At 65.3% G+C, this 22,072-nt stretch carries 18 protein-coding genes; 7 read left to right on the top strand and 11 right to left on the bottom strand.

Going from position 1 to position 22,072, the window contains the following annotated elements; translation table 11 throughout:
- Window positions 1–121: 121 nt before the first annotated feature.
- The gene (locus BDW16_RS15490; protein ID WP_174532025.1) at window positions 122–1,459 is read left to right on the top strand and encodes a methyltransferase family protein; all 1,338 of its coding nucleotides are present in this window, start codon (window positions 122–124) and stop codon (window positions 1,457–1,459) included.
- Between the two features lie 235 nt (window positions 1,460–1,694).
- On the opposite strand, the gene BDW16_RS21125 is transcribed toward BDW16_RS15490, so the two are convergent.
- Window positions 1,695–2,480 (bottom strand): hypothetical protein, encoded by a 786-nt coding sequence (locus BDW16_RS21125; RefSeq protein WP_125958806.1) that lies wholly within the window; start codon window positions 2,478–2,480, stop codon window positions 1,695–1,697.
- 122 nt (window positions 2,481–2,602) lie between these two features.
- Between BDW16_RS21125 and BDW16_RS15480 the strand changes: the two genes are divergently transcribed.
- The gene (locus BDW16_RS15480; RefSeq protein WP_066573453.1) at window positions 2,603–3,019 is read left to right on the top strand and encodes a PBECR3 domain-containing polyvalent protein; all 417 of its coding nucleotides are present in this window, start codon (window positions 2,603–2,605) and stop codon (window positions 3,017–3,019) included.
- A gap of 358 nt (window positions 3,020–3,377) precedes the next feature.
- On the opposite strand, the gene galU is transcribed toward BDW16_RS15480, so the two are convergent.
- A complete protein-coding gene (gene galU, locus BDW16_RS15475; protein WP_066573944.1) occupies window positions 3,378–4,256 on the bottom strand; it encodes a UTP--glucose-1-phosphate uridylyltransferase GalU in 879 nt (292 codons plus the stop codon).
- A complete protein-coding gene (locus BDW16_RS15470; protein ID WP_100362782.1) occupies window positions 4,253–4,741 on the bottom strand; it encodes a hypothetical protein in 489 nt (162 codons plus the stop codon). The genes galU and BDW16_RS15470 overlap by 4 nt, the downstream gene beginning before the upstream one ends.
- A gap of 285 nt (window positions 4,742–5,026) precedes the next feature.
- On the opposite strand from BDW16_RS15470, the gene BDW16_RS15465 reads away from it, so the two are divergent.
- Genes BDW16_RS15465 through BDW16_RS15445 form a run of 5 tightly spaced genes read left to right on the top strand, consistent with a single transcriptional unit; the run spans window position 5,027 to window position 11,696 of the window.
- Entirely contained in the window at window positions 5,027–6,049 is a 1,023-nt protein-coding gene (locus tag BDW16_RS15465; protein WP_066573445.1) for an NAD-dependent epimerase/dehydratase family protein, read from the top strand.
- Between the two features lie 60 nt (window positions 6,050–6,109).
- Entirely contained in the window at window positions 6,110–7,531 is a 1,422-nt protein-coding gene (locus BDW16_RS15460) for an O-antigen ligase family protein (protein ID WP_066573439.1), read from the top strand.
- Between the two features lie 6 nt (window positions 7,532–7,537).
- Entirely contained in the window at window positions 7,538–8,260 is a 723-nt protein-coding gene (locus tag BDW16_RS15455) for a polysaccharide biosynthesis/export family protein (RefSeq protein WP_066573434.1), read from the top strand.
- Window positions 8,261–8,283: 23 nt separating this feature from the next.
- Window positions 8,284–10,482 carry a GumC family protein gene (locus BDW16_RS15450; RefSeq protein WP_083954151.1) on the top strand — a complete coding sequence of 733 codons (2,199 nt, stop codon included), beginning with the start codon at window positions 8,284–8,286 and terminating at the stop codon, window positions 10,480–10,482.
- On the top strand, window positions 10,479–11,696 hold the full coding sequence (locus BDW16_RS15445) for a tetratricopeptide repeat protein (RefSeq protein WP_066573431.1): 1,218 nt from the start codon (window positions 10,479–10,481) through the stop codon (window positions 11,694–11,696). The genes BDW16_RS15450 and BDW16_RS15445 overlap by 4 nt, the downstream gene beginning before the upstream one ends.
- Here BDW16_RS15445 and BDW16_RS15440 read toward each other — a convergent pair.
- From BDW16_RS15440 to asnB (BDW16_RS15405), 8 genes are read right to left on the bottom strand one after another with little or no spacing between them, the layout of a single operon-like run.
- Window positions 11,693–13,816, bottom strand: a complete 2,124-nt coding sequence (locus tag BDW16_RS15440) for a bi-domain-containing oxidoreductase (RefSeq protein ID WP_066573427.1) — start codon at window positions 13,814–13,816, stop codon at window positions 11,693–11,695. The two genes, BDW16_RS15445 and BDW16_RS15440, sit on opposite strands and share 4 nt — an antisense overlap.
- On the bottom strand, window positions 13,813–14,595 hold the full coding sequence (locus tag BDW16_RS15435) for an AglZ/HisF2 family acetamidino modification protein (RefSeq protein WP_066573421.1): 783 nt from the start codon (window positions 14,593–14,595) through the stop codon (window positions 13,813–13,815). Before BDW16_RS15435 ends, BDW16_RS15440 begins: the two co-directional genes overlap by 4 nt.
- Window positions 14,595–15,209: an imidazole glycerol phosphate synthase subunit HisH gene (gene hisH / locus BDW16_RS15430; protein WP_066573419.1), complete on the bottom strand. Its 615-nt coding sequence runs from the start codon at window positions 15,207–15,209 to the stop codon at window positions 14,595–14,597. The genes BDW16_RS15435 and hisH overlap by 1 nt, the downstream gene beginning before the upstream one ends.
- The gene (locus BDW16_RS15425; protein WP_083954166.1) at window positions 15,206–16,330 is read right to left on the bottom strand and encodes an N-acetyl sugar amidotransferase; all 1,125 of its coding nucleotides are present in this window, start codon (window positions 16,328–16,330) and stop codon (window positions 15,206–15,208) included. The genes hisH and BDW16_RS15425 overlap by 4 nt, the downstream gene beginning before the upstream one ends.
- Before the next feature lie 5 nt (window positions 16,331–16,335).
- On the bottom strand, window positions 16,336–17,151 hold the full coding sequence (locus tag BDW16_RS15420; protein ID WP_066573412.1) for a class I SAM-dependent methyltransferase: 816 nt from the start codon (window positions 17,149–17,151) through the stop codon (window positions 16,336–16,338).
- Window positions 17,152–17,186: 35 nt separating this feature from the next.
- Entirely contained in the window at window positions 17,187–19,082 is a 1,896-nt protein-coding gene (asnB, locus tag BDW16_RS15415; RefSeq protein ID WP_066573409.1) for an asparagine synthase (glutamine-hydrolyzing), read from the bottom strand.
- A complete protein-coding gene (locus BDW16_RS15410) occupies window positions 19,082–20,236 on the bottom strand; it encodes a glycosyltransferase family 4 protein (protein WP_066573406.1) in 1,155 nt (384 codons plus the stop codon). Before BDW16_RS15410 ends, asnB (BDW16_RS15415) begins: the two co-directional genes overlap by 1 nt.
- Window positions 20,220–22,070 (bottom strand): asparagine synthase (glutamine-hydrolyzing), encoded by a 1,851-nt coding sequence (asnB, locus tag BDW16_RS15405; protein WP_066573399.1) that lies wholly within the window; start codon window positions 22,068–22,070, stop codon window positions 20,220–20,222. The genes BDW16_RS15410 and asnB (BDW16_RS15405) overlap by 17 nt, the downstream gene beginning before the upstream one ends.
- Between the last annotated feature and the right edge of the window lie 2 nt (window positions 22,071–22,072).

Raw genomic sequence — 22,072 nt, 5'->3', positions numbered from 1 at the left:
CTTTAGGCGCGGCCGGGCGGCAAGGTAAAGTGCCAACAAAGTCTTCCCCGGCACGCACAGGAATTGGGCGTTGAAACACCCTTCATGGCTTGCTTACCATTCGCGGGCTATGCGGGACGGGATGTATCACGACGCCCACCTTGCCAGTCCGGCCAAGGCCGATCCGCGGCCAAAGTCCGCGGTCAGCACCGGATGCGGGCTGGCGGGACTGGCCGGCATGGCGTGCTGGCTGGTCTTTGCGCGGATGAAGGGGCTGGACGGCCCCTATGCCGCCTTGGTCAATCTGGTCGCGGGCGGCGTGCCGATGGTGCTGTGGGCGCTGCTGGTGGACAAGGTCCACCGCAACCCGTCGACGGGCGTCAAATGGGAAAACCCGCGCCCACTCAAGGAAACGCTCGACATCTCGATCACCAAGATCGCGGGGCTGTGGCTGACCTGGGGCGGGATCGCCGCGATCTATTCGGTGTGCCGCTTCTACTGGGAGGGCAATTTCGCCTTTGCCATGTGGTGTTTCCAGATGGCGGCCCCTGGCCTGTTCATCCTCTCCGTCCCCTATGTCCTGTGGATCGACCGGCGGCTGGAGAAGCCGAAGGACGGCGCATGGATGCTGGGCGCATGGCTGCTCGGCAACAAGGACGAGCCGATCGACGAGGAAGCGATCCACAACCATCTGCGCAGCTGGGCGGTGAAGGCGTTCTTCCTCGCCTTCATGCTCGCGATCGTGCCGCCGGGGTACAGCCAGTTCGTGCGCGCGAGCACCGACGGCATCCTGAACAACCCGATCGCGCTGGCCAACTGGCTGATCACGGGCATGTTCATGCTCGACGTCGCCTTCGCGACGGTGGGGTATATCCTCACCTTCCGCCCGCTCGACAGCCATATCCGCACCGCCAACCCCTATGCCGCGGGCTGGGCGTTCGCGCTGATCTGCTACCCGCCGTTCATCCTGATGGGGAATGGCGGCCCGCTGGACTATCATCCCGGCACGTCGGACTGGACGCACTGGCTGGCGGGATACGACATCTTGCTGTGGATCGTGGGCGCAGTGCTGGTGGCGCTGACCGCGATCTATGCCTGGGCGACGATGGCGTTTGGCTTCCGCTTCTCCAACCTCACGCATCGCGGGATCATCACCCACGGGCCCTATGCGTGGACGCGGCACCCGGCGTACCTCTCGAAGAACCTGTTCTGGTGGATCAGCACCTGCCCGCTGCTGGTGACCACGGGCAGCCTGTACGACGCGGTGCGCGCGACGGTGCTGCTCGCCGCGGTGAGCGGCGTCTATTACATCCGCGCCAAGACCGAGGAAAAGCACCTCGGCGCCGACCCGGCGTACCGCGAATATTCGGAGTGGATGGAGCGCAACGCCCCCGTGCCGCGACTGGTTGCGTGGGTGACGGGGTGGACGTTCAAGCCGGGCTATGCGGGGTTGAAGGAGCTTGATCAGAGCGCGGACTGATCTTACTCGCGAAGTTGACGATGTTACGCGGAACGCGATTCATTCTGTCAACTTGGTCGCCTTTGTCGGAGGGGTTTTTGGCAGCCTCATTCGGCTGTGCAAATCGACGGACTCAAAGAGCGGCCGGCACGTTGCACAGCGATGCAAGCAAATGAATTCCAACATTGCAAGCAGGCCGCAGCCGATGGCGCGGAAACACACCCACTGCCTACATTGGAGTGTAGCAAAGCCAGCTCTAAGATAACGGATCTACATTGCCGTCTATGGAAGTCGTGGGGTCCGGGTCAGCCAAAATCTCCTTGTCCATCTCAAGCTTTCTTATGAGACGATCAATCTCGGCCTCACCCACCGGGCCAGAAACAATCACACGATAGCTGGCTACTTTCGACAGCATACCAGATTGCAGCACTCGCTCTTGTACGCCCATGGCCAACTCACCTCGCTGGCCGCCAACCACTTTGGCAGCAATGCCGCCACCCGGAGCATCGAAGAGCCCCTTGGCCACGTCCACCATGGCCTGATGTACGGGATCGGCCGTAGCGTGTGCCTGGACGGCTTCCGGAGCATATCCCTCTGTTTCCGCGTTTACAAGGTCACGACTTTCGAGAAACACCTTGATCAACTTATCCGCGGCATCTTCGCGAAAGTTCGCCTTAATAAGGTGCCAGCGCAGCGTGTCAGAGCTAGCCCCTTCTTTGGAACGCAATACGGCAAATGCGGGCGGCCCCTCGAAAGCTCGAGTTAAAGCCTCAGCCCGCTCGGGGTCGTCTTTTGGCGCATTTAGAATGGTGAGCGCGTCGTCACTAACTCGCACATCATCCCCTCTACCATCGAGCAACCCATAAGCTCGAAGGGCGGCAAGCACGCCCAGAGATCGTCCATTTATGCTTGTATACCCAAGCGGCTTGACGGCCGACAACTTGGGCATCTTGGAACGCCCCTCTCGTTGATAGATCAACCTTACGCTGTCGATCGCCTCTCCAAGTGAGAGTTGAGGAAAATTGGGGCTACGCTCTGCCATGTCGACCTCCGTTACCCACCCCAATTATCGCGTTTGGAATAATTTGTCAAAGCGTTTGAATTTATCCTATTGTTCCACGAAAGATTTCTCACTAAAGGGAGGGCAGGCAGAGGAACAAGGCGGTGACTGGCAAGCTGATCAAGCCCAAGTTTAAGGCGTTCCGCGTTGGCCCTTTACCGGCCAACATGATCAATGCCGCCCTGGGCACAGAGCTCGACTCCGCTGACGTTTGGGTGAGCAAAAAGGCCCATGAACACATCGCACTCGATCACCCAGATGACTACGAGGCAGTCAAAGCCAACATCATTGAAATCATTCGATCACCCACGTGGGCGGGGCAAGATCCAAAGCAAGGCGGGAATTTCTACCTCGTGCGACGTGTGCAACGCGGAGAGGGGATGCAGCCATTGCTCATTGCAATTGGCTTGGAACCAAGCGAACACGGAACTTACAACGTTAGGACAGGATACGCCATTAGTGAGCAGGACATCCTCACTCGACGCCTTCGAGGATCACTCCACGCTCTGTACCTGAAATAGGAGGGGGAGCCATAAGGCTCCCCCATAAGTTTGACAGCTGCTATGCGCGTTGCCAACCGCGATCTCTCGGCTCAAGGCCTCTACTCCAGTTTCCCGAAGTGTGTGGGGTAGCGGTTCCCACCTCTAAGCGCCGTCGATTGCGATGTACGTGTTTACATCCAAGGATTCAACAAAGAGTTGATTTAAAGGTTGCGACTTTTTCCGCCCGACGGCTCCCGAAAGTCACATCATCACAACCCTAGAAGATAACCAATTGGGCCACCTACAAAGAACCCCAGCCCCATCTGGGATGAAACATAAATAGAACAAAATCCAACAAGTCAAGCAATTCCTGCCGCTTAGGGCAGGCCGGATCGCCCTACCCCAGCAACCCCTTCGCGAACTCCCGCACCGCGGGCCCGATATCCTCGCGGCTCAGCGCCAGCGCCAGGTTCGCCTGCGCATAGCCCGCCTTGTCGCCGCAATCGTAGCGCACGCCCTGGAAGGTGACGCCGTGGAAGGGCTGGCCGCCGATCATGCGGGCCATCGCGTCGGTCAGCTGGATCTCGCCGCCGGCGCCCTTTTCCTGCCCCTCTAGCACGCGCATCACTTCGGGCTGGAGGATGTAGCGGCCGATCACGGCGAGGTTGCTGGGGGCGGTGCCGGCTTTAGGCTTTTCGACCAGGCCCTTGACCTCGGTGAGCGTGCCGTCGCGGGTGCCGGGGGTGATCACGCCATATTTGTCGGTCTGGTCCTCGGCGACTTGCTGCGCGCAGAGGAGGTTGCCGCCGACCTTGTTGTAAGCCTCGACCATCTGGCGCAGGCAGCCGCGCTGCCCCTGTGCCGAAACCATGAAATCGTCGGCGAGGAGGACCGCGAACGGCTCGTCCCCGACGATGTCGCGCGCGCACCAAACGGCATGGCCGAGGCCCATCGGCTCCTGCTGGCGGACATAGGCGATCGCGCCGGGCTTCAACCGGGTACCGTCGAGCACGTCGAGCGGCTTGCCGCGCGCGGCCATCGTCGTCTCCAGCTCGTAGGAGATGTCGAAATGATCCTCGATCGCGCTCTTGCCGCGGCCGGTGACAAAGATGATCTGCTCGATCCCCGCCTCCAGCGCCTCGTCCACCGCATACTGGATCAGCGGGCGATCGACGACGGGCAGCATCTCCTTGGGGAGCGCCTTGGTCGCGGGGAGGAAACGGGTGCCGAGCCCGCCGACGGGGAACACGGCCTTGCGAAGCGGTTTGATCGTCATCCAGCCGCGCATAGCGCAATGGCGGGCGGCGAGGAAGGGGGGCCGCGCAGTTGCGGGACGGCCCTCAGGCGCGGCGGAAGATACGCGCGATCACCGGCCGCGGCTCGATCCGCTCGCCACCGAGACCGAAGCGCGCGCCGCTGGCGAGGCCTACCCCGGCCTCCAGCACCGGTTCTGGCCAGCGCATCCTCAGCGCGGTAGTGTGCTTGCTCGACCACCAGCACCCCGCCGCGGGCAAGCTGCGCGGCGAGTAAGCGCAGCGCCTGTGCGAAATGGGCGAAGGGATAGAACGCGGCGATGTTGCGCACGTCGCGATCCTCCACCTCGCGCGGGCGGAGGGTGAGCACGGCCATGCAGAAGATCGCGTCATAGGGGCCGTGCTCGGCGATCGCGGCATTGCTCGAGGCGATGAAGCGGCGGCGCGAATCGGCGGGCAGGCGGCAGGCGCCCAGCAGCGCGCGGTTGAGCCCGGCGTCGGTGAGCATGGCATCAGGGAAATAGTGGCACAGCGTGACCACCTCCTCCCCCCGCAGCGCCCCCGAAGGAGAGGATGCTGAGGGCGGACACGCCGGCGAGGAGATCGCGCGCGGCGGCGAACAGGCGCGGTAGCCACTTCGGAGCGCACGCGGGCATCGCGCACGGCATGCCAGGATCGGGCGAACGCGGGGAGCTTCCGGATCATACCTCGGTGGTCTCAGCCGCGCGTGGCGGCGTCAAACGCTTTGGCGGGGCTGGACTTAACGGCGGCGTCACGTCATCTGCCTAGCGCCATGACCATCAACCCCGCCGATCTCGCCAACCGCCGCGTCCTCGTCACCGGTTCCGCCGGCTTCATCGGCTTCCATGTCGCGCGCCAGCTGCTCGACGCAGGCGCGCAAGTGCTGGGGGTCGACAATTTCACGCCCTATTACGACGTGTCGCTCAAGGAAGCGCGCAACGCGATCCTCGCCGACTATCCGGGCTTCACACTGGCGCGGCTGTCGATCGAGGATGCCGATGCGTTGGGCAAGGCGTGGCGCGGCTTCGCGCCGGACGCGGTCGCCCACCTCGCCGCTCAGGCCGGGGTGCGCTATTCGATCGAGCATCCCGCTGACTATGTCAGCACCAACGTCACAGGCACCTTCCACCTGCTCGAGCTGGCGCGCCACCATCCGGTACGCCACTTCCTCGCTGCCTCGACCAGCTCGGTCTATGGCGCGAACACAGAGATGCCGTTCGCGGAGAGCCAGCGCACGCAAACGCCGATGAGCCTCTATGCCGCGACCAAGGGCGCGACCGAGTTGATCGGGCACAGCTACAGCCATCTGTTCGGGATCCCGACGACCTTCTTCCGCTTCTTCACCGTCTACGGCCCATGGGGCCGGCCCGATATGGCGCTGTTCAAGTTCGCCAAAGCGATCCTCGCGGACGAGCCGATCGACGTTTACAACAATGGCGAGATGGCGCGCGACTTCACCTATATCGCCGACCTCACCGCGGCGATCGTCGCGCTGATCGGCGCGGTGCCGGAGCAGACGGCGGTGGCGGGCGACAGCCTGTCGCCGGTGGCGCCGTTCCGCGTGGTCAATATCGGCGGCGGCACACCGACCCCGCTGATGGACTATATCGCCGCGCTGGAGGCGGCGCTTGGGAAGGAAGCGCGGAAGAACTTCCTGCCGATGCAGGCCGGCGACGTTCCCGCGACCGAAGCCTCGCCCGAGCTGCTGCGCAACCTCACCGGCTTCGCGCCATCAACCACCGTGGAAAACGGCGTGCGCGCGTTCATCGAGTGGTACCGCAGCTACTACAGGTAACAAACCATCCGATGCGCCACTAAACTTTCGCAACCCACAGGAGCCTGAAGTTTGCCCGTCATGCGATATCTAGCGCAGCGCTCGATCCTGTTCTGGGTGCTCACCGGCTATATTGCCCTGGTCGCACTGCTGGGCGGCAGCGCGCGCCCCGACACGCTCTCGCTGATGCTGCTGCGCCCGGCGGCGGTGCTGATCGGCGGTTATGCACTGTGGCGGCTGCAGCGGGAGGCGGTGGTACGCTACTGGCCGCTGTTCGCGCTGTTCGGCGCGGCGCTGGCGCTGGTGCTGCTCCACATGCTGCCGCTGCCGCCCGCGCTGTGGCAGGCGCTGCCCGGACGCGGGATCGTGGTGGAGATCGACCGGCTGACCGATGCCGGCGAGCTGTGGCGCCCGCTGAGCCTGGCGCCCAAGCAGAGCTGGAACGCCTTCTTCGCGCTGCTCGTGCCACTCACCACGCTGCTGCTGGTGGTGCAGCTCGACGCCGAGGAGCGCGGCGCGCTGGTGCCCGTGCTGCTCGTCATCGGGCTGTGCTCGGCGCTGCTCGGTACGCTGCAGTTGCTAGGGCCGGCCACCGGCCCGCTCTATTTCTATCGCATCACCAACTATGGATCGCCGGTCGGCATTTTCGCCAACCGCAACCATTTCGCGGTGTTCGCGGCATGCATGCTGCCGATGCTGGCCTATTGGGCCGCGCGTGCGCGGACGACCGAAGGCGACCGAGTGAGGCTGATCGCCGCAGCCGCAGCCGCGCTGGTCGTACCGCCGATCCTGCTACTCGCCGGATCGCGCGCGGGCGTGCTCGCCGGCCTGCTCTGCATCGCGGCGGTGCCCTTGCTCTACCGCAAGCCGCAGGCGGAGGCACGCGGCAAGACCAAACCCGCCCGGGGACCCCGCTGGGGACGCTATGCGGCGGGCATTGCCGGCGTGGCGGCGATGGCACTGCTGGTCGCGTTCCTTGCCGACGTGCCCGCGGTGGAAGGGCTGGTGGCACAAGATGTGCGTGAGGATGCGCGCATGCCGGCATGGCAGGCGGCGCTGGCGATGGCGTGGCAGTATTTCCCCTTCGGCTCGGGCCTGGGCTCGTTCGTCGAGACCTACAAGCTGGACGAGCCGTTCGCGCTGCTGAAGCCGAGCTATTTCAACCACGCCCATAACGACCCGCTCGAGTTGCTGGTGACTGGGGGGCTGCCGGCGGTGCTGCTCGCGGCGGCGGCGGTGGTGCTGGTGCTGGTGCGGACCTGGCAGGTGTGGCGCCAGCCGGCGAACGGCCGGACCGCCCTCGCCCGGCTCGGATCGGTGCTGCTGGTGACGCTGCTGCTCGCCAGCATCGCCGATTATCCGCTGCGCGTTCCCTCGCTCGCATGCATCGCCGTGCTGCTCATGGTGTGGATCGAGGGCGCCGTCGCGCGCAAGGCTCAGGACACCGAAAATGTTGGAAGCGGCGATCGTTATCGGTTATCCGGCTCTCACTCTCCATTGTAGGCTAATATGATCGCTCGCGCCCTTATTCTGACGCTTTCGCTCTCGCTTGCTGCCTGTTCGGGAACGCCCCGAATCGGACTGAAGGACGGCACCACCGCCGTTCAGGTAGCCCAGACCGGAGAGCTGCCGGCGCCGACGCGCGCGGATATGTTCGACCAGAATCGCCCCTATTTGATCGGGCCGTTCGACAAGCTGACCATCGACGTCTTCGGCATCGACAATCTGAGCCGCAAGGACGTGCAGGCGGACGCGGGCGGACGCTTCTCCTTCCCGCTCGCCGGGGTAGTCGAAGCCGGCGGCAAGACGCCGGCCGAGGTCGAGCGGATGATCGCCGATCGGCTGCGCACCAACTATGTGCGCGATCCCCAGGTGACCGTGAATCTGCGCGAGACCGTGAGCCAGGTCGTCACCGTGGACGGGCAGGTCGGCTCACCCGGCCTCTATCCGGTGGTCGGTCGCATGACGCTGATGCGCGCGGTCTCGACCGCAAAGGGCGTCACTGAGAACGCCAAGCTCGACGATGTCGTGGTGTTCCGCACGGTCAACGGCCAGCGTTACGCCGCGCTTTATAACCTCAAGGCGATCCGCCGCGGCGCGTATGCCGATCCCGAGATTTTCGCAAACGACGTCGTGATCGTCGGCGATTCCCCGGGGCGTCGCCTGTTCCGCGACATGCTGACGATCCTGCCGGTGCTGACCACGCCGCTGATCCTCCTGCTCCAGAACTGAACCCCATCCCTACAAGGCTCATCATGCTCCAGAACAATCCAGCGGCCGACAGGGTGCCCGAGGGGTTCAACCCGGATTCCGATCCCGCGCCTCAAGAACTGGCGCCGCCGCTGCTCGTCCAGTATTGGCAGGCGGCGGTCCGCTGGAAATGGGTGATCGCCGGCATCATCGCGTTCGCACTCGCCGTCGGGCTGGTGATGACGTTGCTAACGACGCCGCAATACACCGCCAAGACCCGGATCGAGATCAGCCGCGACCAAAAGAAGGTCACTAATCTGGAGGGCGTCGAATCCTCCGAGGCGCGCCGCGATATCGAGTTCTACCAGACGCAATATGCGCTCCTCTCCGCGCGATCGCTGGCCGAGCGCGTCTCCAAGTCGCTGCGGCTCGCGGAGAACACGGCGTTCTTCGAAAGCCAGGGCATCACGCCCGAAGGATCGTCGCTGTTCGTCACAGGCAACCGTCCGCTGACTGCGACCCAGCGCGCCGCGCGCGAGAAGATGGCCGTCTCGCTGCTGCTCGGCGGCATCTCGATCGAGCCGGTCCGCGGATCGGCACTGGTCGACATCCGCTACACCAGCGCTTCGCCGCAGGTATCGGCGAAGGTCGCCAACGCCTGGGCGCAGCAGTTCATCCAGGCGAGCATGGACCGGCGCTTCGCATCGACCGCCGATGCGCGCTCGTTCCTAGAAGGGCGGCTTGCCGACCTACGCGGCAAGCTCGAAGCCTCGGAACGCAATCTGGTCAACTATGCCTCCGAAAAGGGCATCGTCGCGCTCGACCAGAGCCGCGATGCGGAGGGCAAGACGACGGTCGGGCGGACGCTGGCATCGACCGATCTCGAATCGCTCAACGATTCGCTGACTAAGGCGACCGCCGAGCGCATCGCTGCCGAGGCCCGCGCAAGCGGACGCTCGGAAGCCGATGTCGCCAACAATTCGGGCATCATGTCGCTACGCCAGCGCCGCGCCGAGCTGGCGGCCGAATATTCGCGCCTGCTCGTCCAGTTCGAACCCGGCTATCCGACCGCTAAGGCGCTGTCCGAGCAGATCAAGTCGCTCGATCAGGCGATCGCACGCGAGGAAGGACGCGTCCGATCGGTGCGTTCGACCGACTATTCGGAAGCGGTCAAGCGCGAGACGGCGCTGCGCGAGCAAGTCGAGACGCTCAAGGGGCGGATCGACAACCAGCAGCGCAACAGCATCCAGTACAACATCTATCAGCGCGAAGCCGACACCAACCGCCAAATCTATGACGGGCTGCTGCAGCGCTACAAGGAGATCGGTGCGGCCGGTGTCGCGTCGAATAACATCTCCATCGTCGATCCCGCGCCCGTCCCGGGCGGGCCGTCCTCGCCCAACCTGATTGTCAACCTGATCCTCGCGCTGCTCGCCGGCATCGCGATGGCCGGTGTGGTGGTGTTTGGCCTCGAGCAGATCGACGAGGGGCTGCGCAACCCGAGCGACGTCAACCGCCTGCTCCAGACGCCACTGCTCGGCAGCATCCCCGATCTGGGCGATGCCGACACGCTCGCCGCGCTCAGGGACACCAAATCCGCACTGTCGGACGCGTATTTCAGCGTGCGCTCGAACCTGGCCTTCACCACCGATCACGGCGTGCCGCGCACGCTGATGGTCACCTCGACGCGGCCCGCCGAAGGCAAGAGCATCACCAGCGTCGCGCTGGCGACAGTGCTCGGCCGCACCGGTAAGAGCGTGCTGATGATCGATGGCGATATGCGCTCGCCCTCGATCCATGGCCTGTTCGACGTGCGCAATGACAATGGCCTAAGCAACTTCCTCGCGGGCGACAATGACTGGCGCGCCATGGTCCTGCCCAGCGTGGCGAAGACGGTGAGCGTGATGCCCGCCGGCCCGATACCGCCGAGCGCCGCCGAACTGCTGTCGAGCGACCGGCTGCTGATGTTGATCAAGGAAGCGCGCGAGCTATACGACCACATCATCATCGACTGCCCGCCGGTTATGGGCTTGGCCGACGCGCCGCTGGTGTCGCGCACCGTCGAGGGCTGCATCTTCGTGGTGCAGGCGAGCGCAGTGCCGGTGCGCGGCGTCCGCGCCTCGCTCAACCGACTGCATTCGGTGCATGCGCGCGTGTTCGGCGTGGTGCTTACCAAGCTCGAGCAGCGCCGCCTGGGCTATGGCTACGGCTATGGTTACGGCTATGGCTACGGCGCGAGCGACGAGAGCCGGGAGCGCACTTGAGCAGCCGCCCGCGCACCCGGTCTGCGCGATCGATCAAGGTATCGGCGCGCGGCATGGCAATCGCCGCCGCCACCGTCCTGCTCGCTGGCGGGGCGACGCTCAACGCCATCGCCAACATCACCCGGACCAAGGCACCCGAGACCGCGCTTGGCATGCCCTTTGGCGGGGATCCCACCGCCGCGGCGCCCGCGATCGACAATTTGACACGCACCGATCCCGAGGCGCTCACCCGCCCCGACGTCGCGGTGAAGCTGAAGGCAGCGCTGCGGCTTGATCCGCTCGATGCCAGCGCGATCCGCAATCTCGGCTTCGTCGCGGAACTGGGCCGGGATCGCGAGCGCGCCAGAAAGCTGATCAACCTAGCCGAGCGCGTCTCCCGCCGTGACGCCGCCACTCAGATCTGGCTGATCGAAGACGCTGCGCGCAACGGCGACGTCGCCCGCACGCTCAGGCATTACGACATCGCGCTCAAGACCAGTCTCGAAGTCCAGCCGCTGCTGTTCGGCACGCTCGCCAATGCGTTGTCCGAGCCGCAGGTGGCACGTGCGCTGGTACCGCTGATCCGTCCGCGCCCGTCCTGGCTCTACGCCTTCGTCGCGCAGACGATCGAGAGCGGCGCCAACCTCACCCGGCTGCAGCGCGTGATCCAGCTCGCTGGCGGGCTGCCCGACACCGCCGAGTTCCAGGCGCTGGAGACCCGCTTCATCCAGCGGCTGGTCGAGCTGCGCGCGTTCGACGCGGCGGGGCGGCTCTATGCGGAAGCGGCAGGCCCGTCGCGAAGCGCGGCCTCCGTTACCGGCTTCACCCATGAATCCACCGACCCGCGCTTCGCGCCCTATACTTGGCAGACCTTCGGCAATGCCGGCACCGGCGTGGGGTTCGAGGATGGGGGCAAGGGGCTTGCCGCGCGGATCATCGCGAATTCGAACTCGCAGACCACGGTGCTGCGTCGTGTGTTCAGCCTAGCGCCGGGAAGCTACCGCTTCGCGCTGCGCCGCGAGCTGATCTACGCGACCCCGCGAACGCGGGCGGTGTGGGCGCTTCGCTGCAACGGCGCGCAGACCGCGTCGCAGAGCTGGCAGGAGCCGGTGACGCGGATCACCGTGCCCGCCGGCTGCGCCCATCAGGTCATCGAGCTCGACGTGTGGGGCGAGGATGACGAGAACGGCGCCCAGATAGTGCTGAGCGGCCTTTCCATTACCCCGCTGCGCTAGGCGTTCTCCCCGCCCGGCGTATCCGCGTTGGCGAGATCGATGCAGACGCGGTTGATCTCGAAGATCTGATCCACCGGGATCGGCGCCGGCCCGCCGGCGAGCGACGCGAGAAACGCCTGCGCGCACGCCGCCTGACCCTTGTCCTGGCGGGAGAGTTTCATCGTGCTGAAGCCCGGCCAGCCGAACCCGGTGAGCTTGCGGAAATTGTCGAGCTGCAGGATGCGGCCCGCCGCGAACACCTCGAGCCGCTCCTTGGAGAAGGCCTTGCTGCCATTGGCGAAGTAATGGACCGTGCCGATCGAGCCGTCGGCGAAGGTCAGGCTGAGCGAGACGGTATCGGCGGTGGCCGACTCCATTCCGATCCGAGACCAGCCGGTGAGCGGCGCGCCGGCGAGGAAGCGGAGCAGGTCGACGAAATGGCAAGCCTCGCCGATGATGCGGCCGCCGCCGATCTCTGAATTCTGTGTCCAGTGCTCGGCGGGGATCGCGCCGGCGTTGACGGTCATCACGAACGCCTTGGGCCCGGTGACGCCGGCGAGCAGCACTTTCATCTTCTGCACCTGCGGCGCGAAGCGGCGGTTGTAACCGACCATCAGCCGCGCCGCGCCGCCCGCGGCGGCATAGGCGGTCTCGATCTCCGCCTGCTCGGCCAGCGTCAGGCACAACGGCTTCTCGACGAACACCGACTTGCCCGCCTTGAGCGCGGCGGCGACCATCGCACCATGGCTGTTGTGCCGGGTGGTGATGACCACCGCGTCGCTGGTTCCGGCGAGCAGGCTGTCGCTATCGGTGGTGGTCGCGGCGAAACCGAACTTGCGCCCGGCATGCACACCGGTGACGCCTTCCTTCGAGGCTATCGTGTCGAGCGTCGCGCCGGCCTTCTTGAAGACGGGGATGAGCATGCCGGTGGCGTAATTGCCCGATCCGATGAAGCTGACCGAGGGTGCGCCGGAAACGCCCGGGCCGGCGCCGTCTTTCAGCGCGATCGTTGTCGCGCGCGCCGCTTCAGCATCCTGCGGATAGTCGAGCAACACGCCGAGCGAGGGCTCGCCGCCCGAGATCAGGCCATAGGCGCCCTCGGCATCGTCGATCGCAAAGCGGTGCGAGATCAGCGGCTTCACGTCGAGCGCGCCCGACGCCATCATGTCAAGCACCGCCTCGAAATTGCGCTGTTCGGTCCAGCGCACGAACCCGACCGGATAGTCGTTGCCGCCCTGCTCGTAGTTGGGATCGTAGCGGCCGGGGCCGTAGGAGCAGGAGACCTGGAAGGTCAGCTCCTTCTCGAAGAAATCGGCGCGCGAGAGCTCCAGCCCCGTGACGCCCACCAGCACGATGCGGCCGCGCTTGCGGCTCATCTTCGCCGCCTGGTGGATCGGCTCGCTGCTCTTGGTCGCGGCGGTGACGATCACCCCGTCGATCCCGCGCCCGCGCGAGAAGGCGATGCCGGCGGCGACCGGGTCCTGCCCGGCGGAAAGATCGACCACCTCGGCACCCATGCTGCGCGCCATGGCGAGCTTGGCCGGGTCGAAATCGATGCCGAGCACGCGGCAGCCCTGCGCGCGCAGCAGTTGGACGGTGATCAGCCCGATCAGGCCCAAGCCCGAGACGACGATCGCCTCACCCAGTGTCGGCTGGACAAGGCGGATGCCCTGGAGCGCGATCGCGCCGAGCACGGTGAACGACGCTTCCTCGTCGCTGACCGCATCGGGCACCCTGGCCGAGAGGTTGAGCGGGACGAGGGCATATTCCGCGTGCTTGCCGTTGCTGGCGACGCGATCGCCCACGGCATAGCCGGTCACACCCGCGCCGACCTCGGCCACGCGGCCGACATTGCAATACCCCATGGGCAGTGGCTGATCGAGCTTGTTGAACACCGCCTCGATCGTCGGCTTGAGCCCGTCGGTGCGGATCTTGTCGAGCACCTGGCGGGCCTTGTCTGGCTGCTGGCGTGCCTTATCGATCCAGTTGGCCTTGCCGAAATCGACCAGCATCCGCTCGGTCCCCGCCGAGATCAGCGTATGGCTGGTGCGGATCAGCAGCTGGCCGCGGCCGGCCTGCGGCACGGGGACATCGACCACGGACGTCTTGCCCGACCTCAGATTCTGCAGCACCTGCTTCACGTCGCCCTCATTGCATTGGCGAACAGGGCATCCTTCTCGGCCCCGCCCGGATAGTTGATCAGCACCGCGCGATATTTGCCCTTGAAGACAAACAGGCTGCCGGCGCTCACGCCGATCACGCCAAAACGGCGCAGCACGGCTTCGATATCGGCGAGGCTGCCCGCCCCGCCCAGCACGGTGATCGGCACGCCGACCGCGCTGCGCACCTGCTGCGCGAGGTCGAGGTCATAGCCCTGCATCCCGCCGTCGCGGTCGACCGAGTTGACCAGGATCTCGCCCGCGCCCAGCTCCTGCGCCTTCCGCGCCCAATCGGCGGGCTTGAGACCGGTGCGGCGGGTGCCGTTGTGCGTCACCAGCTCATAGCCCTTGAGCAGGCCGGTGCGCTTGACGTCCATCACCGCGACGATGCTCTGCGCGCCGACGCGCCGCGCCGCCTCGCTGATCATCTCCGGCCGCTCGATCGCGCCGCTGCTGATCCCGACCTTCTCGACGCCCAGGCTGATGATGCGATCGACTTGCTCGGCGGTGCGCACCCCGCCCGAATAGCAGAGCGGCATGCGGCATTCGGCGGCGAGATTGGCGATCACCGCGTAATCCGGCTCCCTGCCGTGGACGGTCGCGTCAATGTTCGCGACGATCAACTCGTCGACCTGCTTCTCGTTGAAAATACGCACCGCGTTGATCGGATCGCCGACATATTTGGCGTCGCCGAACTTCACGGTCTTGACCAGCCCGCCATCCTTGATGAGCAGGCACGGGATGATGCGCGGCCGCAGCATCAGTTCACCGCGAAGTTGCGCAGCAGCGCAACGCCCCAGCCATGGCTCTTCTCGGGATGGAACTGCGTCGCGCAGACATTGCCCGAACGCACCGCGCTGGTGAACAGCCCGCCATAGTTGGTCTGCGCCAGCGTGATCGCGGGATCGATCGGCCGGACATAGTAGGAATGCAGGAAATAGCAGCGCCAGTCGTCGAGACCTTCGAACAGGCTGTCGGTTGCGACCGGCGCGACGTCGTTCCAGCCCATATGCGGGAGCTGCAGGCCCTGGCGGCTGCCCTCGCCCACGTCGAAGCGCACCACCTCGGCATCGAGCCAGCCGAGGCCGGGGAGCTCACCCTCGTCGCTCCGCTTGCACATCATCTGCATGCCGACGCACACCCCGAACACGGGCAGCTTGCGGCCCAGCACCAGCTCGTCGAGCGTGTCGCGCAGGCCCGACGCGTTGAGCCGCGCCATCGCCCAGTCGAACGCCCCGACGCCGGGCAAGATGATCCGCGACGCGAGCTCTAGCTCAGCCGCGGTCTGCGCGACCGCGACGTCGATGTTCAGCTTCTTGTAAATGTTGACGAAGGCGCGGATGTTGCCGAGCCCATAGTCAGCAATCGTGATCAACGCTTACCCCCGACTTCCATCCCCAGCGCCTTCATGACGTTGGAGCCGATATTGTAGACCCAGGCCTGGTTCTTGTAATCGCGATAGGTCTTGTTCGGCGCTTCGAGATAGCCCTGCAGCTCGGCGACGGTGATGCCGAGCTTGGTCGCGATATACTCGAAATCCTGGTGGATCGTCTCTTCGTCATAGGCGGGCTTCTTGAGCCGCTCCAGCGCCTCTTCCCGCGTCATCTGACCGGTCAGGATCAGGCTGGAATATTGCACCTTGCGCGTGTCGTAGCCGAACTTGGTGGGCAGCCAATAGCCCTCATAGAAGCGCGTCATGCGCGATTCGAAATGCTTCTGCGGATAGGGCTGCCAGCCGAAACGCTCGGTCAGCAGTTTCACCGCCTCGTCCTTGATATAGGGGACGTTGTTGAGCGGCTTCTCGACTTTGATGCCCTTGAAATAGGGCAGATAGAATTTGTGCCACAGGATCGAGGTGATCGGGAAGGTCTTGAGCGGGCGGCTGCCGAACTGGCGGTGGATGTCGCGCAGCTGCGCCGTATCCGACTGATAGTACATCCAGTCGACCGGGTTGCGCACGCATTCGGTCGACAGGTTCGCCCCGGTGAGGATCGTCTTGACGTTATACTTGGTCGCGAACTGGTACATCGTCGCGAAGAAGGAATAGTCCTGCGGCGCATCGACATGGCTGACGCCCGACTTGAAGAAGGCGAGCTGGAGATCCTTCATCTCCTCCCAGTTGATCACTTCCGTATAGAGGTCGAGGCCGAGGCCATCGACGATCTTCTCGATATTGTTGACCGCGATCTGGGTATTCCAGCCGGCATCGACATGGAACACCAGCGGACGCAGGCCGAGTTTCTCCTTGGCGACATAGACGAGATACGAGCTGTCGATCCCGCCGCTCATGCCGATGATGCAGTCGAAATCCCCGCCCTTGCCCTCCTTGCGGATGCGGTCGACCATCTCGTCGAGCTTCTTCTGCCCGCGCTCGTCGGTGTGCCAGTTGGGCAGGGTATGGTCGTAATAGGTGTGGCAATGGTCGCACACCCCCTTCTCGTCGAAGACGATCTTGGGATCGGTCGTATCCATGACACAGTTGGTACAGACGGTCATTTCCATCAGCCTTGCTTTCGGGCCTTGATCAGCATGAACAGCCCCGAACGGGGCAGGAAGGTACGAATGAGCGGACGCGGCCAGAAGGCCCGGGCGAGGTTCAGCGCCGTGCCGCGATGCCGCTGGCCCGCTTCGGATTCGAGCAGGTCGCCATGCGTCAGAACGGTGCTGATGTCGACCGTCTCGAACATCGCGAACAGGACGCGTGCCTCGGCATAGCTGTACGCCTTGGTTCCCGGGCTCTCGAGATAGCGCGAATAAATCTCGGTCAGGCCGGTCCAGGGCCGTCCCCGCAGCAGGCCGTAGCGAGTCCACAGCATCAGCCCGATGATGCTCCATTTATAGTAGATCATGATGCGCGCCTCGCCGCCGGGCTTGAGTACGCGATGCACCTCGGCGATCGCCTTGGGTGTGTCGGGGCTGTGGTGGAGCACGCCCCAGGAATAGACGACGTCGAAGCTGTCGTCGGCGAAGCCCAGATTTTCGGCATCACCGGTCTCGAGGGTCGAGGTGAGGCCGAACAGCCCGAGACGATGCCGGGTATGCTCGATCGCGCGTTCGGTCAAATCGATACCGGTGAGATCCGCGCCGGCCTCGGCAAAGCGCTGGTGATCCGACCCCAGCCCCACGCCGATTTCCAGCACCTTCTGCCCCTTGGCGGTCTCGAACGCGCCGAAGGGGAGGATATAGGGTTCGAGTTCGTACCGCATCTTGGCCTCGGCGCGATAGCCTTCGGCGTCCTGGCTCGGCAAGAACAGGTCCTCGCCGCAGGACGCGGCATTCCAGAAATCCTTGACGTCTTGCTTGGCCACTTCGTTCATAGCCGGTCCCCTGGTAATGGGTTACGCGTCTTCACTCATGTTGCACTCGCGCCGAGCTTCTCGAGGCTGATCTGCTGCGTCAGCAGCGTCAGCAGCGTATTCGCGTGATCGGCGGCACCGGCCGCCTGCTCGCCACGGATACGCTCGATCGCATCGGCATTGAAAATTCCCTGCGCCTCGATCCGCGCGCGGTTGAGATAGCGGTTGAGCAGATCGTTGCGTTTGTCCATCCAGGCGCGGATGGGCAGCCCGAATCCCGCCTTGGACCGGTAGATGATCTCGTGCGGGAGCTGCGGCTCCATCGCCTTCTTGAAGATGTACTTGCCCTGCCGCCCCTTGACCTTGAGGCTGGCGGGGATCGCGTTCATCACCCGCACCAGATCGAAATCGAGGAACGGCACGCGCGCCTCCACGCCCACCGCCATGCTCATCCGATCGGTATAGGTGAGGTTGAGCGAGAGCAGGTCGTACTGTCGGTCGATCGCCATCAGCGTGTCGACACAGTCCCCCGGCGGCAGCCCGTCGAGCAGCGCCTGGAACTGCTCGCCGGGATGCGAGGCGAGCGGGGCCGCGAACAGCCCGCCGATCGTCGCCGGCGTCGCCCAGCTGTACATGCCGAGGATGCGGTCCCGCGGCGGCTGCGCTGCGAGGTTGGCGAAGCGCTTGAAGCGGCGATTGAGCGCGTTGAACTTGCCCGGCAGATTGGCCGGCAACATTCCCGAGGTCGCCGACAGCGCGCTGCGCACGAACCCCGGCATCCGCTGCAATGCGCGTTCGGCGAAATAGCGGCGATAGCCACCGAGGAACTCGTCGGCGCCCTGCCCCGACAGCATCACCTTGATCCCCTGCTTCCGCGCGCCCGCGCAGATCAGCCAGGTGTTGATCGCCGCCGGATCGGAAAAACCGTCCTCCATGAAGCCGGCGAGATCGGGCAGCATCGACAGGAAATCGCTGTCCGCCTCGATCACCTTGAGGTCAATACCGAGCCGGTCGGCCATGATCTGCGCGTAATGAAGATCGTCGCTCTGCGCGTCGAGGCTGCGATCGGCATCGCTGAACGCGATCGTATAGGCATCGTGGATGCTCGCGCCCGAGCGCACCGCCTGATCCGCCACCGCCGAGGAATCGAGCCCGCCGCTGAGAAACAGCGACACCGGCACATCGGCCACCACTTGCCGGTCGACCGCCGCGGTGAAGGCGTGGCGCAGCGCCTCGATCGCCTCGGCCTCGCCCGTGATCGGCTGGGCGTTGTTGAGCCAGGCGAACAAGGGCGTGCGGGCGAGCAGCTTGCCGGCACGATAGGTGAAGCACACCCCCGGCTCAACCTTGTGGAACTCGTGATAGAGCGTGTGCGGCTCAGGCACGTACATGAAGGCGAGCTGCTCGGCGAGCGACTCGCGGCGTAGCGTGCGCTGCAACGCAGGCAGCGTCAGCAGCCCCTTGATTTCCGAACAGAAGAAGATGCCGCCATGCTGCTCGGTCGCGACCAGCGGCTTGATGCCGAGCGGGTCGCGCAGCACGTGCATCACCTGGTCGGCGGTGTCGTAGATCGCCAGCGCGAAGATGCCGTTGAGCTTGTCGAGGAACGGAATGCCCTCACGCGCAAAACCCTCGATCACCACCTCGGTGTCGGAGCTTCCGGTCCAGGGAATCGCGCCGTGGCGCGCTTCGAGTTCGGCGCGCAATGCCGCGAAATTATAGGTCTCGCCATTGTAACTGATCACATAGCGGCGGCTGTGATCCCACATCGGCTGGTGACCGGCGCAGGACAGGTCGATGATCGAGAGGCGGTTCTGCCCGAGTGCGGCGTCGCCACCGTCACTGACATGGCTGCCGCGATCGTCGGGGCCGCGATGCGCGATGACGTCGAGCGTCGCATCGAGCGAAAAGCGGCGCGCGTCGGGCGCCGAAATGGCCACGATCCCGCACATCAGCCGTTGCTCCCGTGATTGCGCGCGACCTTGGCCAGGAAGTCCAGCGTCTCGTGCGCACAGCGATCCCAGCTATAGCCCGCGGCCAACGCCATCGCCCGCGCCACCGACTGGCTGCGGATTGCCGGATCCTCGATCAGCCGGGCCACCGCCGCGGCGATCGACGCCGGGTCGGTAGGATCGAAATAGACCCCGCCATCCTGCAGCACCTCGGGCATCGGGCCGCGATCCGAGCAGGCGATGGGGATGCCGCAACCCATGCCCTCAAGCAGGGTGATCGGCAGATTCTCGCAGCTCGACGCGAACAGATAGAGGTCGGAATCGCGGATCAGGCCAGGCAGCTGCGCGGGATCGACATGGCCGATCCGCTCAACGAAGCGCCCGTCAGGATCGGACTGGGCGATCTGCCGCTCGAGCCGCGCGATGTCGGCCTCGTCGCCGCCGCCGACCAGGGTCAGCGTGACGTCACGCCCGGCGGCGCGCAACTGCGCAATCGCCTCCACCACATGCCACTGATGCTTGAACGCCCAGACCGGCGAGACATAGACGCAGCGGATCGGCCGGTGCAACAGCGCGTCCTTGGGCGCATCATAGCGAAACGCGTCCGACAGGCCGTGCGCGATATAGGTGACGTTGGAGAGCTTGCCGCAATAGGCCTGGATCACGTCACCGGCATAATGGGTGAGGAAAATTGCTCCCTGTGCCATGCGCAGTGAACGATTCTGCACGTAGCGCAGCGCGAGGATGCGCAGCTTGAGCGGGCGCCAGATCGGGTAACGGTCGACCTCCCCCGGCTCATAGGACAGCATGTCCTGGCTCATCGTCACCGCCGGATGATATTCAGCGACGCTGCCGGCATCGACGTTGAACAGGATGTCCGCCTTCACCTCGGCCAGCAGCCGCGGGAGCGTGCGCAGCTCCCACCACAGCTGAGCCGGGAGCGCGCGTTGCAGCGTCGGCGGCGAATGGATGAAGAGCCAATCGCGCCGGGGCAGCAGCGCGCACAAATCGGCCGGCGCCCAGACATGGATGCGGGTGAAGCCGAACGCCTCCGGCGTGGCGGCTTCGAGCAGGTTGATCAGGTGCGCCCGTGCGCCGCCCGACCGCGCCCGCGAGGCGTTGATGCCCAGGATCATCTCAGCCGCCGATCCCATAGGCACGGCGCCACAGCTCGAACTGAGCGAGCGCGAACAGCCGGTCACCGTTGCTGCGGCCCGCGTCCTGCCCGTCGAGCAGCGCCTGCACCGCGCGCCGGTCGAACAGGCAGTCGCAATCGGTGAGCACCGACCAGAACATCTCGCGGAACGGCCCGGCCTTGAGCCAGTCGGCGAGCGGGATCGAGAAGCCCTGCTTGCGCTGGCGATCGAATTGCGGGGGCAACACCCTGGCGGCGAGTTGCTTGAGCAGGATCTTCTTGTCCGACGCGGTCGCCTTGAGCCGCGACGGCACCTTGCCGAACGCGAACTCGATCAGCCGGTGATCGAGGAACGGCGCGCGCACCTCGAGCGAGGTGAGCATGCTCGTGCGATCGACCTTCACCAGGATGTCCTCAGACAGATAGGTCCCGAAATCGGTTCGCGTAGCGCGCTGGAGCAGGTCGTCCATCGCCGGGATGCGGCTGCGATAGTCCGCCTCGGCGGTAATCGGGTGCGCGCCGCCCAATAGCTTGCGGCGCGACGCCGCGTCGAAGAAGCCCGACGGCAGCGGCAGCCCGTGGCGGAAATCGACGTCGAGCCCCTTGAGCCAGTTGCGGCCGCGGAAGCCCAGCGGTAGCAACGTTTCCGCGGTACGCGCGGCGAGGCTGCGCAGCGGGCCCGGGACCGCGCCAACCTTCGCACGCAGGGCGAGCAACTGGCTGTAATGTCCATAGCCGCCGAACAGCTCGTCGCCGCCGTCCCCGCCGAGCGCGACGGTGCAGTGCTGGCGCACCAACTCGCTGACCATGAAGGTCGGGAACATCGAGGAATCGGCCATCGGCTCGTCGAACTGCGCGGCGAGGCGCGGCAGCAGCTCCGCCACCGTCGGCTCGGCCATCAGCTCGACCTGCTCGGTGCCGAAATGATCGGCGATCAGGCGCGCATGCTCGATCTCGTTGAGCGGCCCGGCACCGGCGAAGCCGATGGTGAAGGTGCGCACCTTGGCGGCGTTGCGCACCGCCATCGCGGTGATCAGGCTCGAATCCACCCCGCCGCTGAGCAGCACGCCGACCGGCACGTCGGCGACCAGCTGACGCCCGACCGCGTCCTCGAGCAGCGCTTCGAGCTCGCCGAGCAGTCCGGCATCGTCATCTTCGACCGGGGCATAATCGGGCAGATTCCAGTAGCGCCACACGCGATGCGCGCCGCTCGACAGATCGAGCTCCATCGCATGCCCAGGCGGCAGCTTGCGGTAGCCGGCGAGGATGCAGCCGTCGCCAGGGACATAGCCGGTGAGCAGATAGCCATCGAGCGCGGCCGGATCGATCACCCGCGGCAGCGTCGGATCGGCGAGCAGCGTCTTGAGCTCGGACGCGAAATGGATGGTGCCGTTCGCGGCGTGGTAGAAGAGCGGCTTCTCGCCCGCACGATCGCGCGCGAAATAGACCTTGTTCGCGCGCGCGTCGAAGATCGCGAAGGCGAACATGCCGTTGAGACGGGTGAGGCAGCCGATCCCCCATTGGGCATAGGCGGCGAGCAGCACCTCGGTATCGCTGTGCGAGCGGAAGACGTGGCCGAGCCCTTCGAGCTCAGCGCGCAGGTCCCTGAAATTGTAGATCTCGCCGTTGAACACGACGCTCAGCCGATCGGCCTCGCGGTGCATCGGCTGGTGACCGCCCGGCGACAGATCGATGATCGCGAGCCGCGCCTGGGCCAGCCCGACCCGGCCGTCGGGCGACCACCATTGCCCGGTATCGTCCGGGCCGCGGTGGTGCAGCGCGCCGACGGCATCGCCCAGCCACCCCGACCGGGGCAGCTCATGCCTGCTCGCAACGCCAGCAATACCGCACATGG

Source organism: Sphingomonas koreensis, from assembly GCF_002797435.1.
GTDB classification, from domain to species: Bacteria; Pseudomonadota; Alphaproteobacteria; order Sphingomonadales; family Sphingomonadaceae; genus Sphingomonas; species Sphingomonas koreensis.
This window is presented reverse-complemented; position numbering and strand designations above follow the sequence as displayed.